17 protein-coding genes are annotated in these 14,208 nt (G+C 54.4%); 10 read left to right on the top strand and 7 right to left on the bottom strand.

Features of this window, described 5'->3' with window-relative positions; translation table 11 throughout:
• Positions 1 to 52 precede the first annotated feature (52 nt).
• Entirely contained in the window at positions 53 to 415 is a 363-nt protein-coding gene (locus tag AACY82_RS14650) for a hypothetical protein (RefSeq protein WP_339617592.1), read from the top strand.
• A gap of 14 nt (positions 416 to 429) precedes the next feature.
• Here AACY82_RS14650 and AACY82_RS14645 read toward each other — a convergent pair whose 3' ends face one another.
• Positions 430 to 963, bottom strand: a complete 534-nt coding sequence (locus AACY82_RS14645; protein WP_339617591.1) for a hypothetical protein — start codon at positions 961 to 963, stop codon at positions 430 to 432.
• Between the two features lie 159 nt (positions 964 to 1,122).
• Complete coding sequence (locus tag AACY82_RS14640) at positions 1,123 to 1,719, bottom strand: DUF4202 domain-containing protein (protein WP_339617590.1); 597 nt, start codon at positions 1,717 to 1,719, stop codon at positions 1,123 to 1,125.
• A gap of 276 nt (positions 1,720 to 1,995) precedes the next feature.
• On the opposite strand from AACY82_RS14640, the gene AACY82_RS14635 reads away from it, so the two are divergent.
• On the top strand, positions 1,996 to 2,202 hold the full coding sequence (locus AACY82_RS14635; protein ID WP_041522612.1) for a cold-shock protein: 207 nt from the start codon (positions 1,996 to 1,998) through the stop codon (positions 2,200 to 2,202).
• Between the two features lie 61 nt (positions 2,203 to 2,263).
• Here the strand turns inward: AACY82_RS14635 and AACY82_RS14630 are convergent, their stop codons facing one another.
• Entirely contained in the window at positions 2,264 to 3,193 is a 930-nt protein-coding gene (locus tag AACY82_RS14630) for a glutaminyl-peptide cyclotransferase (protein WP_339617589.1), read from the bottom strand.
• Positions 3,194 to 3,210: 17 nt separating this feature from the next.
• Here AACY82_RS14630 and AACY82_RS14625 point away from each other — a divergent pair, with 17 nt between their 5' ends.
• Positions 3,211 to 3,849 (top strand): DUF502 domain-containing protein, encoded by a 639-nt coding sequence (locus AACY82_RS14625; protein WP_339617588.1) that lies wholly within the window; start codon positions 3,211 to 3,213, stop codon positions 3,847 to 3,849.
• Here AACY82_RS14625 and mnmC read toward each other — a convergent pair.
• The 4 genes from mnmC to trmL form a co-directional block, all read right to left on the bottom strand.
• Positions 3,815 to 5,887 carry a bifunctional tRNA (5-methylaminomethyl-2-thiouridine)(34)-methyltransferase MnmD/FAD-dependent 5-carboxymethylaminomethyl-2-thiouridine(34) oxidoreductase MnmC gene (gene mnmC / locus AACY82_RS14620; protein WP_339617587.1) on the bottom strand — a complete coding sequence of 691 codons (2,073 nt, stop codon included), beginning with the start codon at positions 5,885 to 5,887 and terminating at the stop codon, positions 3,815 to 3,817. The genes AACY82_RS14625 and mnmC overlap by 35 nt on opposite strands.
• On the bottom strand, positions 5,884 to 6,435 hold the full coding sequence (gene fldB / locus AACY82_RS14615) for a flavodoxin FldB (RefSeq protein ID WP_339617586.1): 552 nt from the start codon (positions 6,433 to 6,435) through the stop codon (positions 5,884 to 5,886). The genes mnmC and fldB overlap by 4 nt, the downstream gene beginning before the upstream one ends.
• Positions 6,432 to 6,878, bottom strand: coding sequence for a flavodoxin domain-containing protein (locus tag AACY82_RS14610; RefSeq protein WP_339617585.1), 447 nt, complete (start codon positions 6,876 to 6,878; stop codon positions 6,432 to 6,434). Before AACY82_RS14610 ends, fldB begins: the two co-directional genes overlap by 4 nt.
• Before the next feature lie 80 nt (positions 6,879 to 6,958).
• On the bottom strand, positions 6,959 to 7,414 hold the full coding sequence (trmL, locus tag AACY82_RS14605) for a tRNA (uridine(34)/cytosine(34)/5-carboxymethylaminomethyluridine(34)-2'-O)-methyltransferase TrmL (protein WP_339617584.1): 456 nt from the start codon (positions 7,412 to 7,414) through the stop codon (positions 6,959 to 6,961).
• 162 nt (positions 7,415 to 7,576) lie between these two features.
• Here trmL and AACY82_RS14600 point away from each other — a divergent pair, with 162 nt between their 5' ends.
• The 7 genes from AACY82_RS14600 to AACY82_RS14570 are packed head-to-tail and all read left to right on the top strand — an operon-like array spanning position 7,577 to position 14,203.
• Positions 7,577 to 8,494, top strand: coding sequence for an MSHA biogenesis protein MshI (locus AACY82_RS14600; protein ID WP_339617583.1), 918 nt, complete (start codon positions 7,577 to 7,579; stop codon positions 8,492 to 8,494).
• On the top strand, positions 8,494 to 9,102 hold the full coding sequence (locus tag AACY82_RS14595) for a hypothetical protein (protein WP_339617582.1): 609 nt from the start codon (positions 8,494 to 8,496) through the stop codon (positions 9,100 to 9,102). Before AACY82_RS14600 ends, AACY82_RS14595 begins: the two co-directional genes overlap by 1 nt.
• Positions 9,089 to 9,757 (top strand): type II secretion system protein GspM, encoded by a 669-nt coding sequence (gene gspM / locus AACY82_RS14590; protein ID WP_339617581.1) that lies wholly within the window; start codon positions 9,089 to 9,091, stop codon positions 9,755 to 9,757. Before AACY82_RS14595 ends, gspM begins: the two co-directional genes overlap by 14 nt.
• Positions 9,750 to 10,157: a hypothetical protein gene (locus AACY82_RS14585; RefSeq protein WP_339617580.1), complete on the top strand. Its 408-nt coding sequence runs from the start codon at positions 9,750 to 9,752 to the stop codon at positions 10,155 to 10,157. Before gspM ends, AACY82_RS14585 begins: the two co-directional genes overlap by 8 nt.
• The gene (mshL, locus tag AACY82_RS14580; protein ID WP_339617579.1) at positions 10,154 to 11,890 is read left to right on the top strand and encodes a pilus (MSHA type) biogenesis protein MshL; all 1,737 of its coding nucleotides are present in this window, start codon (positions 10,154 to 10,156) and stop codon (positions 11,888 to 11,890) included. The genes AACY82_RS14585 and mshL overlap by 4 nt, the downstream gene beginning before the upstream one ends.
• A gap of 28 nt (positions 11,891 to 11,918) precedes the next feature.
• Positions 11,919 to 12,827 carry an AAA family ATPase gene (locus tag AACY82_RS14575; protein WP_339617578.1) on the top strand — a complete coding sequence of 303 codons (909 nt, stop codon included), beginning with the start codon at positions 11,919 to 11,921 and terminating at the stop codon, positions 12,825 to 12,827.
• Positions 12,827 to 14,203 (top strand): tetratricopeptide repeat protein, encoded by a 1,377-nt coding sequence (locus AACY82_RS14570; protein ID WP_339617577.1) that lies wholly within the window; start codon positions 12,827 to 12,829, stop codon positions 14,201 to 14,203. The genes AACY82_RS14575 and AACY82_RS14570 overlap by 1 nt, the downstream gene beginning before the upstream one ends.
• Positions 14,204 to 14,208: the final 5 nt, after the last annotated feature.

The following is a 14,208-nucleotide window of genomic DNA, read 5'->3' as shown; positions in this document are numbered from 1 at the left end:
AAGCGGTCGGCTTGCTCGATGGGGTTTATTTGTAGCAGAAAAGGTCAAAGCAATGGATTTTGAATCCTGGGACGTCGATTTGCCAGCGGGCGAAGCGCGCCATAGCAGCGGTTGTATCATCCGAGTCGAGGGCGATCCGCGCAATCCGTCGTCGGTTGACCCGAGCCACTTCCCCAAAAGCCTAAACTTTATCGATCAGGCGCGGCTGTTACGCTGTGGCGTTGAGGCTTTAGCCAATGCCGCCGCTGAGGGTGGTGCACCAATCGCGCGCGAGCGCGATGAAGGTACCAGCGTTAAGGTAAAAAGCCGCACGGTGCAAGATCTGGAGCAAAAGGCAAAGATGTTTGCCGACAACCCCGATAAGCCCAAACGCGCGGTTTTGTCGCTGAAAAAGCGTGAGCGTGTCAGCGACTAAACCGGTCGGTTGGATTAACGAATGACCAGCTGGCCGCGCAGCTGCAGGTTGGTTTTGTGTTGATCTAACACTGTGAGCATTTTATCGAAGTCTTGCTCGGCAATATCCAGACCGTTTGTGACGATAACCTCTTGGCTGCCGTTGTACACCAAGGCGTTTAGCTCTGTGGTGACTTTGTCGATGGCGGCAAAAACGGTTTGGGTTGTTTCGGCGTTGTAAAATACTCGCCCTTGCTCGGTTAGGCGCAAGTAGTCGTCACATTCGGTCAACCACTCTTTGCGCTGCTCAAGCATTTTTCGAATATTGTTCATCCCCCCTTTGTGACCCGTTGGCAGACGATCATTACGGTACTTCTCTAGGCTGGCGTAATCGCGCAGCAGAAAGTCGACGCTGGTTGTCTCGCAAAATTTTGCGTTGAGGTAACTTGGGAATTCGACATTGTGCTGTTCCATAGCTTGCTTGCGTTTGCAGTCCTCATCGCACGCATTTACCTGACTGCCGGCCAGTGCCATAAGCAGCAGGACTATCGGTAGTAGCAAGTTTTTCATAAGACGGCCTTCTTGTTTATCATTTTTGTTATGACGATCACACTTTTGGTATAAAGTAGATTGCCTCTTAGGTCAAGGTCTGGCGGAAAAATATTGTATTTTTATGGGTTTCTGGGCTGATATCTGCTTGATTTATTCTCTTTGGTTGTAAAAGTCCGATTAAGCGCCTAGCGCTTTGCCTACCAGTTGCTGTAAATGAGGCGGTAAATCGATTTCGAGTGCGCTGGCGTGGCCTGCTTCGGACATTTTGTTCCAAGTCTTGCGAATAATATCAATCAACTTTTCTTCGGTGTGTTTGCTGGCAAAGTCATCTAAGTAGTGGCGCAGAAACACTAGGCAGATGACGTCTTCTAGCGTCTGGACTTCAGCGTCGCGCTTTAGCTGCTTTTTTTGCAGCATGGTGGCAACTCGCTCGCAGCTTTCATCTTGGTAGCCGTGCTCGCGCATGATGGCGCAGGCGCGGTCGGCGTGATGTTGCCCCAAGGTGACGCGCCAGCGCTTGTATCCCGAGCGGTCCATCGGGTAATCGGCGCGGGGAATAACCCAGCGTTCAATGTGTTGCGCGCGCGCGGCCAGCTGCAATTCATCGCTGGCCTGGGGGGCAAACGCGGCCAATTCAGCGCTCATGCGCTCGGCGTACAGCAGCTCTTTGGGGCGTTGCTTGCCGTCCAGGTCGGTCTCAAGGTTTGGATCTTGGCGGTTGGCATCGTCAAAAGCTTGTAGTGTAGCGTTTAAGCGGGCGGTGCTATTGGTCATGGCTGTTTCTCATTGGGTCAGGTCCGCGACGTAATGCCTGTCATGCCGGGCTGCCTACCGGCTGCGCGGCGCATGTCGGGTAACCTGATAACGACTGGGAGCGATTGGCTATATTACGTTATCTACCGTGTGGATTTAACCCCAGCGTGTCTATGGTTTGCACCTTTACAGTCACCAAAAAGCCGGTTTATAGTAAGTTTCTCTGGCCTGTGGTGTGTGGCAGGCTTGAGTTTTCTATGGAGCATAATCCGGCTTGGGCCGGCAAAGGTTATTGATATGTCAAAAAGTACCGGTGTGGTTAAGTGGTTCAATGAGTCCAAAGGGTTTGGTTTTATTGAGGGTGAAGGTGGTCAGGACGTGTTTGTACACTTCTCGGCTATTGTTGGCTCCGGCTTTAAAACCCTAACCGAAGGCCAGAAGGTAACGTTTGAAGTAACTCAAGGGCAAAAAGGCCCGCAGGCTGAAAACGTCACGCCTGAATAAGAACCCCAGTATTACGTAAAATGAGCGCCTGTAGTTTGGGCGCTTTTTTTATGGCTCTCAGTTAAGGGTGTTGGCCCTTACTTAAAGGCCGGGTTAACGCATCAGTGTCGATGCGCAGTTGATACAGCTGTGACCAGTGTTTGCCCGTCACCCAAAAGCTTTTGTTGCGGCTATCAAAAGCAATCCCATTGGCGACGGCATTTGGGTCCGGGTTATGCGCGCGCTCGCGTTTGGCAAGCTCGGCAATATCCACTACCGCCTTAACGGCCCCGCTGGCCGGATCAATGGCGATGATCTCGCTGCTAAACCATATGTTGGCCCAAATTAAGCCTTGGGCGAACTCCAGTTCGTTGATGTTTTTAACCGCTTGGCCATTGCGTGTGACTTGTAATCGGTACTTAAGATCGAGCGTCTCTGGATCGTGAAAAAACAGCGTATCGCTGCCGTCGGAGCGAATAAGATGTTGCTGGTCGTTAGTGAGGCCCCAGCCTTCACCTTGGTAAGTGTTGCGGCCAAGAAGCTTGCCCGTGGCGACATCGAAGCGCCACAGGGTTTGCTCACGCCAGCTTAGTAGGTAGACCGTGTTATTAAACACGGTTAAGCCTTCGGCAAAGTATTGCTTGTTTAACGCGTGTTGCCATGTCGCGCCGGCGGTAACTGCCGTATCATTTAGCGGACGGCTAACTAATTTGGATTTGCCGTAAAGTCCACTGCTTTGCAGTAGTTGCCCCTCGTGGATTTCCAGCCCCTGAGTAAAAAAGGGTGACTTGAGGGGCCGGCTTTGCAGCAATTGGTAGTTAAGTTTTACCGGCGCTTGGTCGGCGGGATCGGCATGGCTGACGGGGTTAGCTAGGCTGACCAGCGCCAGCAGTAGGTAAGCGACGGGATACTGCCAGCGCTTCTTGCGGGGCCGATTATGGCGTTGAGGGTGCGGTAAATCGTCTGGTTCTTGGGAGTTGGCCATAATGGCTGAACTTGCTCTCGTAAACATCTATTTAAGGCTCGTTTATGTCTCGCGTTCGCTCGTTTCTGATATTAACCCTGCTCGGTGGTTTGGCAGTGGTGCTGCCTATGACCATTTTTGTGTTTTTGGTGCAGTGGCTAGTGGGAGTGGTGGGTACTATTATTGCCCCCTTGAGCCGCTGGTTGGCTCACTATATCACCATCGGTGAGCACAGCGCTGATGTGCTCAGTTTTGCACTGGTCTTGGGCGTGTGCTTTGCCATTGGTTTATTGGTAAAAACCAGTGTCGGCGGTTGGTTGCACAGTAAAATTGACGGGTTATTTTCTCGTTTGGCACCCGGCTATAGCACCATTCGCGAAATGGTGACACAGGTGATGGGCGGCGAGGGCAATGCTTCGCTGCTTAACGGCAAAGTGTGTCGCGCTTATATTATGGGGGCGCAAAGTCCGGTGTCAGTGACGGGGATCGTCACCGCAGAGCACAGCTCGGGTGATTACACCGTTTATGTGCCGACAGCGCCGATTCCCACGTCGGGTTTTGTGTATCACTTACCTGCCGACTGCGTGGTGCTGCTGCCAGAGGTTAGCGTCGAGACGGCCATGCGCACGGTGATTGCCTGCGGCAGTGGCTCGCAAGTTATGTTGCCGTCTAATGATGAGACTCTGTCTGGCGGCCGCGAATAAGATCGCGCAGCGCAAAACGCGCGGGGTGCAGCGCTTGCGCTAACGGCGCGTCTAGGGGAGCGCACTCACGGTTAATAATATCGGTAAGCAGTTGCGCGCACAGTGGTATATAGGCCAGCCCGCGAGAGCCGTGACCGCAGTTAACATATAAGCCACTGTGATAACTGGCCGGAGTCTCGATCACGGTTTTAGCGTTGCGGCCTAAGGCTGCGCACTCGCGCTTGAGGGCGGGGTAATCGGGCACCGGACCAACCACAGGTAGGTAATCGGGCGTGGTGCAGCGAAATGCCGCCCGGCCCCCTGTGACAGCATTTACGGTTGGGTGGTTAAATGCTGCGCTTACATGCTCCCCCAGTTCGTTTAAATGCTCAAGGTTGCATTGGTGGTCTTGCGGGTTTAGCGCCAAGTTATTTTCGCCTAAATTGAATGTCGCTCCCAGACTGTGCTCGCCTCCATGGGCGGGTGCTAAATAACCTTTGGCGCACAGCGCGGTTTTAAGCTTGACGCTCTTGGCGGTGGCGCAGAGGCTGCTGATTTGGCCGCGAATGGGCTTTAATGGCAGTGGCGCTAGTTGTGATAACTGTCCACTGCGTTCGGCGCAGGCAACAACGGCAATGGCAGCATGGCCAATGCTGCTGCTATTGGCTGTATCGGTCAGCGCGTGCCAGTGTCCCTCGATTTGTTTTAGCTCGTGCACGTATTGGTTGCTGTGCACTTTTATGTTGGGGTGATCGAGCCGCTCTGCGCATAGCTGGCGCGGGTCGAGCCAGCCACAATCGGGGAAGTACAGCCCGCCTTGCGCAAGCGTCACGCCGCTTAGGTGGCTCGCCTCGGCGGCATCAACAGACTGAACTAACGCAGAGGGGTGGTGCAGCGCGGTAACCACTTGGCGCTGCGCAGCGGCTTGCTTATCGTTATTGGCGAGCTGCAGCAGTCCGCACTGCTCACCGCCACTAGGTTGATTGCGCCAAAAGCTTTGATAATGCCGCTGGGCGTACATCAGCGCGTGCAAGTTAAACCGTGGCAAGGTTTCGCGCCTATGGCTTAAGCGCGCATACAGTAAACCCTGCGGGTTGCCGGAACCTCCGCTGGCGGGCGTGTGTTGTTCCAGTACGGTTACGTGCCAGCCCGACTCAGCCAATGCCCTTGCGGTGTGACTGCCTGCGAGGCCTGCTCCGATAACCAGTGCGGTTAGCTCGTTGCTTGCCCGGTGAGTGGCTTGCTGATAATAAAGCTCAGATGCTCTTTCGCACGCGGGTGCGACTGTCTCAGGGCGAGGCTCTCTTGCTGCGGTAACCATCTCGCGTTTTTTTCGATAGCCAGGCTCGATAGTCACCGTAAAGCCCGCACTTTTAAACCCACGCTTGACGACGCTGGCAGCGCTAAAGGTCGCAGCGGTGGTGTTAGGCCCAGACAGTGAGGCGATGGTCGAAAATAATTCTTCACTCCACATCGCTTGGTTTTTACTGGGAGAGAAACCATCTAAAAACCAAGCGTCGACACGGGGTTGTCGCGTAACACCGGCGCTCGAAAGCTCGGGCCATAACAGCGATTGCAAGCCGCGGTTGGCGTCATCAGTAATTAAGGTGAGGCTCACGTTGTCGCTAAAGTGTAAACGCTGAATGCCGCGCCCAATAAAAACGGGGTACTGCGCCGTCAGTTGTTCGGTTAGCGGTGCGAGCTCGGGCCAGGGGGTTAAAGTGCGGGTTAAATCGTGCAGCGTTAAAGGGTGTTGCTCGACGGAGATAAAGTGCAGCCGATGATTGCCGCGCGGATGCTCACGCCACAGCTGCCAGCTGGCTAAAAAATTTAAGCCGCTGCCAAAGCCGGTTTCGGCGATGGTAAACGTGCGCTGGGTGTTGTCGCTGCTCAGGGCGTTAAAGCGTTTGGGCAAATCATTGCCGTCTAAAAAGACGTAGCGGCTTTCGGCCAGCCCGTCGTAACGAGAAAAATAGAAGTCGCCATAAATACTGGATAACGGCTGCCCGTCGTCGTCCCAGCGCAGCGTCGCGGGGCCCGTATCTGGGGTGTCGTTCACAGCTCGAACTCGGCCTTAACCTGCTCGCACCAAGTGGCGATACGCTCGTCGGTTTGGCTGAATTCGTTTTCGTCATCCAGTGCTAAGCCAACAAATAAAGTGTCGTTGGCTATTAATGCTTTCGAGGCTTCAAACTCATAACCGGTGACGGGCCAGTAGCCACAGGGCTCGGCACCGAGCTTAGCGACTTTGGCGTGCAGGTAACCCAGCGCATCCAAAAACCATTCGGGGTACCCGATTTGGTCTCCTAAGCCAAAGTGTGCAACTTTTTTTCCCTGCCAATTCAGCTGATCGATTTCGTCCCAAATCTCGTCCCAATCTTCTTGCAGCTCGCCGTAATCCCAAGTGGGAATGCCGAGAATGACACGGGGGTAAAACTCGGCCTCGATAATGGGCGTGTCGGCGATGTTAAAAACGTCGACCATGCCATCACCCAGTTGCGCGCGAATCTTTTCGGCCACGATTTCGGTGTAACAAGTAGAGCTGCCGTAGAACAGACCGATAGGTGCTCGGCTGCTGGCGGCTTGGCTCGTTGGCGTTTGGCTCATAGTTGCGCAGCCCAGTTCTCGATCCACTCAAGCGCCAGCTCGGACGGATCGTCGCCGCTTATGGCGTCGAGCACTAACGGCTCGCCGATGCGCGTAGCGCCTAGCTCGCTCATGGCGTGGTCGATAGCGCGACCAGCTTCACCGAAGGTGGTGTAGCTACTGTCACCTAAATTAATCACGCCGTAACGGCGCCCGGCGATGTTGGGATTATCGCGCATTAAGGCTAAATACAATGGCTGTATATTGCCTGGCAAATCTCCGGCGCCGGTGTTGGCAGTGCAAATTAGCAGGGTGTCATCGGGGTTGTCGAGTAGGTCTTCAATCTCGGGCAGCGGATTGACGATGGTAACGATGCCTTTACTCTCGAGGCGATCTTTAAGGTCGCCGGCGACGGCTTCGGCGGTGCCCATTTCGGTGCCGACTAATATTTGCACACGTGTCATAGCGTTTACCTGTACTGACAAAAGGCGTTTATTGTACGGGGTTAGCGGGCGCTTTTAAATCGCGCCGCTGGGGGCAATGTTTAGCGGTAATCCAGTTGACGCCAAGCTTCGTACACCATGACCGAAACCGCGTTAGACAGGTTCATACTGCGGCTGCCCTCCCGCATGGGGATGCGTAACACCTGCTCTGGGGGTAATGATTCGCGAATGCTGGGGGGCAAGCCACGGGTTTCTGGGCCAAATAATAAATAGTCGCCTTGCTCAAAGCGTGCTTCACTGTGACACTGGGTTCCCTTGGTGCTAAGGGCGTACACTCGCGTAGGTTGTGCTTTAGCCAAAAAGTCATCCCAGTTACTATAGGTGACGAGGTCCTTCCACTCGCCATAATCAAGCCCGGCGCGGCGTAGGCGTTTGTCGTCTAAAACAAAGCCTAGAGGCTCTATTAAGTGCAGCTGACAGCCGGTATTGGCCGCCAAACGGATGATGTTGCCGGTATTGGGGGGGATTTCTGGTTCAAATAAAACGATATTGAGCATGGCGCAATCCAGTTCCAAAAGGCTATAGTCAAAATAAGGGTTAATAACAGGCTATGATTATAAACGGGCTTGATAAAGAATACTGTTATTAGCCTATAGAGAAATACGCGCCACGCTGGCATAGTGTGGTGTCTCATAAAATAAGGTTTGGAGAACATTGGCTTGAAGTTGATTCGTGCTAAGTCACGCAAGTACGAAACATTAGGGGTAGAATTCACCTCGGAAGGTGTCGCTTTGGCGTTGCTTGAGCGTATTGCCGGCCAACTGCCCCGCTTGCTCGCCGCTGAGTTTATTCCCGGCTCCGATACTCCTGCTGTTGCCCTGCGAGAACGACTTGCCAAGCTGGGCGGGCGGGCGCGCCCCTGTAAACTGGTAATGCCAACAGCGGGGTATCAGCTATTGTTGGGCGATGCACCGGACGTCCCGCTTGAGGAGCTGAGCGAGGCGCTGCGCTGGCGGGTCAAAGATCTGGTTAGTTTCTCGGTCGCGGACGCCATCGTACAGGCATTTTTACTGCCCGAATCCTGCACCCGTGGCGGCACCCGGCTGGCGTATGCGGCCGTTGCCAAGCGTACCGCCGTGGCCGATCAAGTCGCGCTGGCCCAAGAAAGTGGCGTAGCGCTGCAAAGTATTGACATCCCCGAGTTGGCGTTGGGCCAACTGGCAACAGCTTGTTTGGACACCTCCCGGGCGATCGGCTTAGTCCATCTTATTCCCGGTGGGGGAACCTTGTTATTGATTCGCGATAGTGAGCTGTATCTGGCGCGCAATTTCAAATTAGACTTTAACGGCGGTTTGCTGGATGACTTGCCTGCCGAGGCGTTGGTATTGGAATTACAGCGCTCGCTCGATTACTTTGAGCGGCAGATGCGTCAGGTCCCGCCGTCGCACATCTATTTGTGTGGTGAAAACATTACTGAGGATAAAATCACGCCTGCCCTTAAAGACGGGCTCTCCGCGCGGGTCGAGCTTTTGCCCCTAGGGCAGGGGTTAAGCATCGCCGATGATATCGAGCAGCACACGCTACCTCTGTGTTTACGGGCCATTGGCGCGGCTTTGGCCGAAGGCGGGGGGCGCTAATGCAAGTCGTTAACTTTTATACCGCCGAGTTTCAACCTGACCGCTCTGCGTTGCGTGCGGCCCATATGCTATGGGCGCTAGGGTTAACACTGGTGTTATTGTTGTTGTACTCGTTGTGGTATCACTCGCAAACGGCGCACTTAATACGTGAGCAGGCCGAGTTAAGACAGCGTACAGATGATGCCCAGATAGCCTTGATGCAACTGCTGGATAGCCAAAAAGCGCTCAACGCAGATGCATTGCGGGCGCAACTGGCCGAAACTCGCGATGAGATCACTCAGCGTAAGCGAGCGCTTGAGTTGATCGAAACACAGGATATGGGCAACACGACTGGGTTTTCGGGGCAACTGCGCGCTCTTGCGGCGCAGTCTCAGCCGTCTGTGAGTCTAGAGGCGTTTACACTACTTGCCGGCGGCGCCCAGGTTGAGTTGCACGGCAAAACTTCCGAGCCCAAAGCTGTACCACGATACCTTGCGCTGCTGCATAGCACGGGCGCTTTTGCTCGCAGTACATTTGGCGTACTGAATCTGGAGCAAAATGAAGGTGCCGGGTTTCCTTTTTCTGTGACGGCACCAACACTCAAGGAGGCCAAAAATGAAGAGCCTTGAGTCAATTAACGCCTATATCGATAACTTATCACTGCGTGAACGGGTGATTGTTCTATTGGCTGCGGTGCTGGTGCTTTATGGCTTCTGGTTTTTGCTTTGGTTTAATGGCGCCAGCCAAGTGCGCGAAGCAACCAATCAGCGCATTGCCGAGATATCTGCCGAGCAGCAAAAAATTTCCGCTCAGATCGAGCAGTTCTCAAAGGCCGGCGGCGGCACCGCAGAGGCGTTAGCGGGCGAGCTGAGCCGGGCACAGCGCGAGCTGATTCGCACCGATGAGCAGCTGTCGCGCTCAAGTTCGGCGCTCGTCAATGCCGATCAGTTAGCGTTAGTGCTGCAAGAGATGTTAGCCGAGAGCAGCGCGCTATCGTTGATGTCGATGCAGACCTTACCGGTTGCGCCCATTAGTTTGGCGTCCGCCGCCGAAGCCGATATGGATGAGCTAGCCGATGCTAGCATTAATGTCTATCAACATGGCGTGGTGTTAACGGTGCGCGGGCGTTATTTTGAGGTGTTGGAGCTACTCGACAAACTCGAAGCCAAGCAGTGGAAGTTTTACTGGCAGTCACTGCGTTACGAGGTACAGAGCTACCCCGAGGCAGAAGTGCAAATACGCGTGTTTAGCTTGAGCGCCGAGGAGGGCTTGCTGGGTGTGTAAGTGGCCGTTATTTCTCGTGAGTTTGCTGGTGATCCAGGTCGCGTCGGCGCAAACGCCGCTGCGCGACCCGACGCGGCCTTTAGTGAGTCAGCTTAAGGGAAGCGTTGATACATTGGCTTTGCACTCGGTACTGATGAGTGCCAGCCGCAAAATTGCCGTCATTAATGGTTTTACCGTACGCGAGGGGGAGGCAGTGCCAAGCGCCGAGCGGTGGGTTGTGCAACAGATCGAACCGGGCGCCGTAGTGATTAGCGATGGGCAACAGCGCCGCCGTTTAGAGCTTTCCAGCCGTATCAACAATGTTAAAAGCAGTGTTGATCTGCGAGCTGACGGTATACCAAAACATAATATACAAAAACAGGGCTGCCGAAGCAGCACTTGTGTCGAGGTGAAGCAATGAATTGGCGTTTTCCCACTCTAATGAGTGTGGGCGTATTGGTTTGGTTAAGCGGTTGCACCCAGCCACAGGAGCGCACACTGAGTATTGAAACCGAAATGGCGAATGTCGCCAAAGCAGCGCAGCCTGCGCCGGTGGAGGTGCCCGAGCAGGTCAGTGCCGAGTTGTCGGTTGCCCCCGACGCTAATTCCCGCGCTGACGTTGAACGTTTTGATGTGGAGGTCAGCGAGGTGCCGGCCCGCGCGTTCTTTTTAAGTTTAGTTGATGGCACCGACACGAATATTGTCGTGCATCCCGAGGTAACGGGCACCATATCGCTTAATTTACACGGTGTGAGTGTGGATGAGGTGTTGGAAATCGCGCGCGATATTTATGGCTACGAGTACAAGCAGCGTGGCGGCATTTATACCATTTACCCCAATCATTTGCGCACCGAAGTCTTCCATTTAAATTACTTGGATGTTCAGCGGGTGGGGGTGTCGGACACCAGCGTGATGATTGGTCGGGGTGAATCACAAGGTGGTCAGGTTGGTGGCAGTGCGGGCAACCAAAGTACGAGTCAGGGTGACACCGCTAACTTACTGAGTATGTTGTCGTCCGAGTCGGGCAATAACTCTACCGCGCTAACGCCAGGCTCGAGGATTCAAACCCTTAACCGCACAGACTTTTGGGTGTCTATTAAAGCGGCAGTGTCGGCCATCGTGGGCGGGGAGAGCGACGACCGTATGGTGATGGTGTCGCCGCAGGCAGGCATGTTGGTAGTCAAAGCGTTGCCCCACGAGCTCAATGCGGTGCGGGAGTTTCTAGATCGCTCTGAGTTAAGTGTTAAACGCCAAGTGATTTTAGAGACAAAAATTCTAGAGGTTCGCCTAAGCGAGGGTTACAACACGGGTATTGACTGGAGCCAAATAAACGGCCAGTTAAATTATGGTTATCAAGCTGGGCGCGATCATAATACCAACGATACGGTATCGTTTACCGATTTTGTACCCGGCGGTTTTGAGGGGCAACAAAACTTTGTCGACGGTGTGGTGGAGACCTCGTCGCAAATGTTCACCTCGGTACTCGGCGTGCCAGATATCAGTGAGCTGGTGTCGTTGCTGCAAACGCAAGGCAATGTGCAGGTGTTATCCAGCCCGCGAATATCCACCGTAAACAATCAAAAAGCGGTGATTCGGGTCGGCGCCGATGAATACTTTATTACCGGTATTTCGAGTAATACTACAGCCAATGCATCGGCTGTGACCAGTACCCCTAACATCGAGTTGTCGCCGTTTTTTAGTGGCATCTCGCTGGACGTGACGCCGCAAATTTCAGAAGACGACAGTGTCATTTTGCATATTCACCCGGTGGTGAGTGATGTTAAAGATCAGCTTAAAAACTTTACTATTGGCGATGAGGACTTCTCGCTGCCGTTGGCCAATCGCGGCGTGCGTGAATCCGACAGCATCGTTCGGGCGCAGTCGGGCCAAGTGATTGTCTTGGGCGGTTTGATGCAAGAAACTAAAGTGAACGAAGATGGTAAAAACCCGGGGCTGGGAGATATCCCATTTTTTGGCTCGATGTTTCGCACCACCAGCCGGCTGACCGAAAAAACCGAACTTGTGATTTTGCTGCGCCCTATTGTCGTTAATGACGATGCGTGGAATGCGCAGATCGAACAATCTGTGCAAGGGATTGGTAAATTGGGCGAAGACTACCGAAAAATGTTTGAAGGCAACCTCGAGACACCATAAATAGCGATCAATAACAGGAGCACCGTGCGTGTACCGACAGCACTTTGGTCTGCGTGAGCAGCCGTTTTCACTCACGCCGGACACCGAGTTTTATTTTAACCACAAAAGCCACCGCGAGGTATTGGGCACTATTTTATTGGCACTGCGTCACGCCGAGGGCTTTGTTAAAGTGGTCGGCGAAGTGGGCACCGGTAAAACGTTGCTTAGCCGTAAGTTGCTGGATGCCTTAGACGCGCAATACCTCACCGCTTATATTCCCAATCCGTATTTAAGCCCCGACGAGCTAAAGTGGTTTTTGGCCGAAGAGATTGGTGTCGAAACCGAGGACAAACCCGCCCATAAACTATTGGCGGACATTAACCAGCGTTTGATCGAGCTGGCACTTGCGAAACGCCAAGTGGTGTTGATTGTCGATGAAGCGCAGGCTATGCCACGTGAGACGCTTGAAGCTCTGCGCCTATTAACCAATCTCGAAACCCGCAAACGCAAATTACTGCAGGTGGTACTTTTAGGTCAGCCCGAGTTAGACGAGATGCTTGAGCGGGCCGACTTACGCCAACTTAAACAGCGAATTGTTTTTGCCGAGTACCTTCAGGCGATTCCGTCGGCAAATGTCGCTGCCTATGTTGACTCTAGGTTAGCCGTGGCGGGATACACCGGCGCGCCGCTGTTTACCCGAGCCGCGGTGCGATTGCTTGCTAAAGCCTCTGGTGGTGTACCGCGTCTACTGAACGTTGTGAGCCATAAAGCGTTAATGGCCGCCTATGGCGAAGGCGCACGACAGGTGGGGCGCGCGCATATGGCGCGTGCGGTACTCGACACTTCAGAGTCGCGACCGGCGGGACGCCGCGCCGCACGCCGTGTATGGTTGTGGCTAACGGTGGGCGCGGGAGCCGCCTTATTGCTGACTGGCGTTGTTTACTGGGGTTTGCAGTAGTGAGCTTGGTTAACGATATGCTGCGCGATTTGGATGCGCGACAGCCTCAACCGTCGCACAACAGCGATCATTTGCCCAGTGGGCTAAACCGCCGGCCGTCGCGAGGGGCGTGGCGACTTGTGTTACTCGGGTTTTTTGCTGTGTCGCTACTGGCGGTTTTGGGCTATTGGTATTTGTCCGCCAAGTCGTTATTGGCCGAGCGCGCGCCCGAAAAAACGGTCTTAGCCGCGCAGCCTGAGCCAGCCCTTGATACGAGCCTTGTCGCTACGCCCTCGCTGGGCCGCGAGGAGCACGCGGCAACAGCGCGAACAGCGCCGTCGAGTGTGGCCTCGGAGCAGCTTACAGAGCTGAGCCAAAGCTTGCGTTTGGCACAAGCTGCATTGGTGGCAGGACAACTCACGACACCAATTGACGCCAGTGCTTATTGGTACTATCAAAAAGCACTACAGCTCGATCCCGATAACCGCAAAGCGCGCGCGGGCATCGAACAAATTGCCGCGCGTTACTTAGAGCGTGCCCGGCGCGCGCAGAACCGTGGCGATTACGCCCAGGCACTCGAGCTGTTGGATCGAGCGCTGGCGGTAAGTCCCGATAATGCGACAGCACAGGCACTGCTTGGCGAGCTCCAAGTCGCAGGCGCCGCAAGTGCCCCTGTGGTTGCTAACAATGCGCCCGCCAAGCCGGCGAAGTCAGTTGCCCCGCCAGTGCGGCCGGCCAGTGAAAATAACCCAGTGCATGATAGCGTTGCCGCTGAGTCTACCGATACAGAAATGGCGGGGCAGGACACCGGGGTGAGCACGAGCTGGGCGACCCGCGACCGACAAACTCAGCGCGATGCTGAGCGGTTAGTGAGTCGCTCGCAGCCGGGACGCGCGCAGCAATTACTTAACGCGTTTATCGCCGAGGCGAGCACAGAGAGCTTTAGTGCACCGCAATCACGGCGCTATTTACAGTCTTTGCTGTTGCGCGCTTCAGAATTTACCGCCGCTGAAAATTTAATAGTGCCCACGCTTAGCGCGCGCGATAAGCATTACCTGCAAGCGCGCTTGTACGAGCACCGTGGTGAGTTAACAAAAGCACTGCAAATACTCGAGCAAGGTTACGCCAGCGCTGAGAGCGATGAAGCGTACCGTGCGCTTACCGCGTCACTGTATCAAAATACCGGCAACTATAGTGCGGCCGAAAGTCATTACCGTCGCTTGCTAGAGGTGTTTGGCCCGCGGGCGCGCTATTGGTTGGGATTGGCGTTAGCACTCGATCAGCAGCAGCGTTACCAACCCGCCAGTGTCGCTTATCGTCGCGCCCGGGAGGCGAGCGACGCCACCGCCGTGATCGTTAAGTTTGCCGATCAACGCCTGATTCAAATTGCTATGTGAGAGCT

Origin of the sequence: uncultured Gilvimarinus sp., assembly GCF_963972205.1 — a bacterium.
Lineage (GTDB): Bacteria > Pseudomonadota > Gammaproteobacteria > Pseudomonadales > Cellvibrionaceae > Gilvimarinus > Gilvimarinus japonicus.
The sequence above is the reverse complement of the archived record's forward strand: the minus strand, read 5'-3'. Positions and strand labels throughout refer to the sequence as shown.

Excerpts from the sequence above, each read along its gene's own strand:
- AACY82_RS14595 (WP_339617582.1), top strand. The coding sequence starts at position 8,494 with ATGCAAGTCGTTAACTTTTATACCGCCGAGTTTCAACCTGACCGCTCT.
- AACY82_RS14650 (WP_339617592.1), top strand. The coding sequence starts at position 53 with ATGGATTTTGAATCCTGGGACGTCGATTTGCCAGCGGGCGAAGCGCGC.
- AACY82_RS14610 (WP_339617585.1), bottom strand. The coding sequence starts at position 6,878 with ATGACACGTGTGCAAATATTAGTCGGCACCGAAATGGGCACCGCCGAA.
- AACY82_RS14645 (WP_339617591.1), bottom strand. The coding sequence starts at position 963 with ATGAAAAACTTGCTACTACCGATAGTCCTGCTGCTTATGGCACTGGCC.
- AACY82_RS14630 (WP_339617589.1), bottom strand. The coding sequence starts at position 3,193 with ATGTTTACGAGAGCAAGTTCAGCCATTATGGCCAACTCCCAAGAACCA.
- trmL (WP_339617584.1), bottom strand. The coding sequence starts at position 7,414 with ATGCTCAATATCGTTTTATTTGAACCAGAAATCCCCCCCAATACCGGC.
- mshL (WP_339617579.1), top strand. The coding sequence starts at position 10,154 with ATGAATTGGCGTTTTCCCACTCTAATGAGTGTGGGCGTATTGGTTTGG.
- AACY82_RS14635 (WP_041522612.1), top strand. The coding sequence starts at position 1,996 with ATGTCAAAAAGTACCGGTGTGGTTAAGTGGTTCAATGAGTCCAAAGGG.
- AACY82_RS14625 (WP_339617588.1), top strand. The coding sequence starts at position 3,211 with ATGTCTCGCGTTCGCTCGTTTCTGATATTAACCCTGCTCGGTGGTTTG.
- gspM (WP_339617581.1), top strand. The coding sequence starts at position 9,089 with ATGAAGAGCCTTGAGTCAATTAACGCCTATATCGATAACTTATCACTG.
- AACY82_RS14640 (WP_339617590.1), bottom strand. The coding sequence starts at position 1,719 with ATGACCAATAGCACCGCCCGCTTAAACGCTACACTACAAGCTTTTGAC.
- fldB (WP_339617586.1), bottom strand. The coding sequence starts at position 6,435 with ATGAGCCAAACGCCAACGAGCCAAGCCGCCAGCAGCCGAGCACCTATC.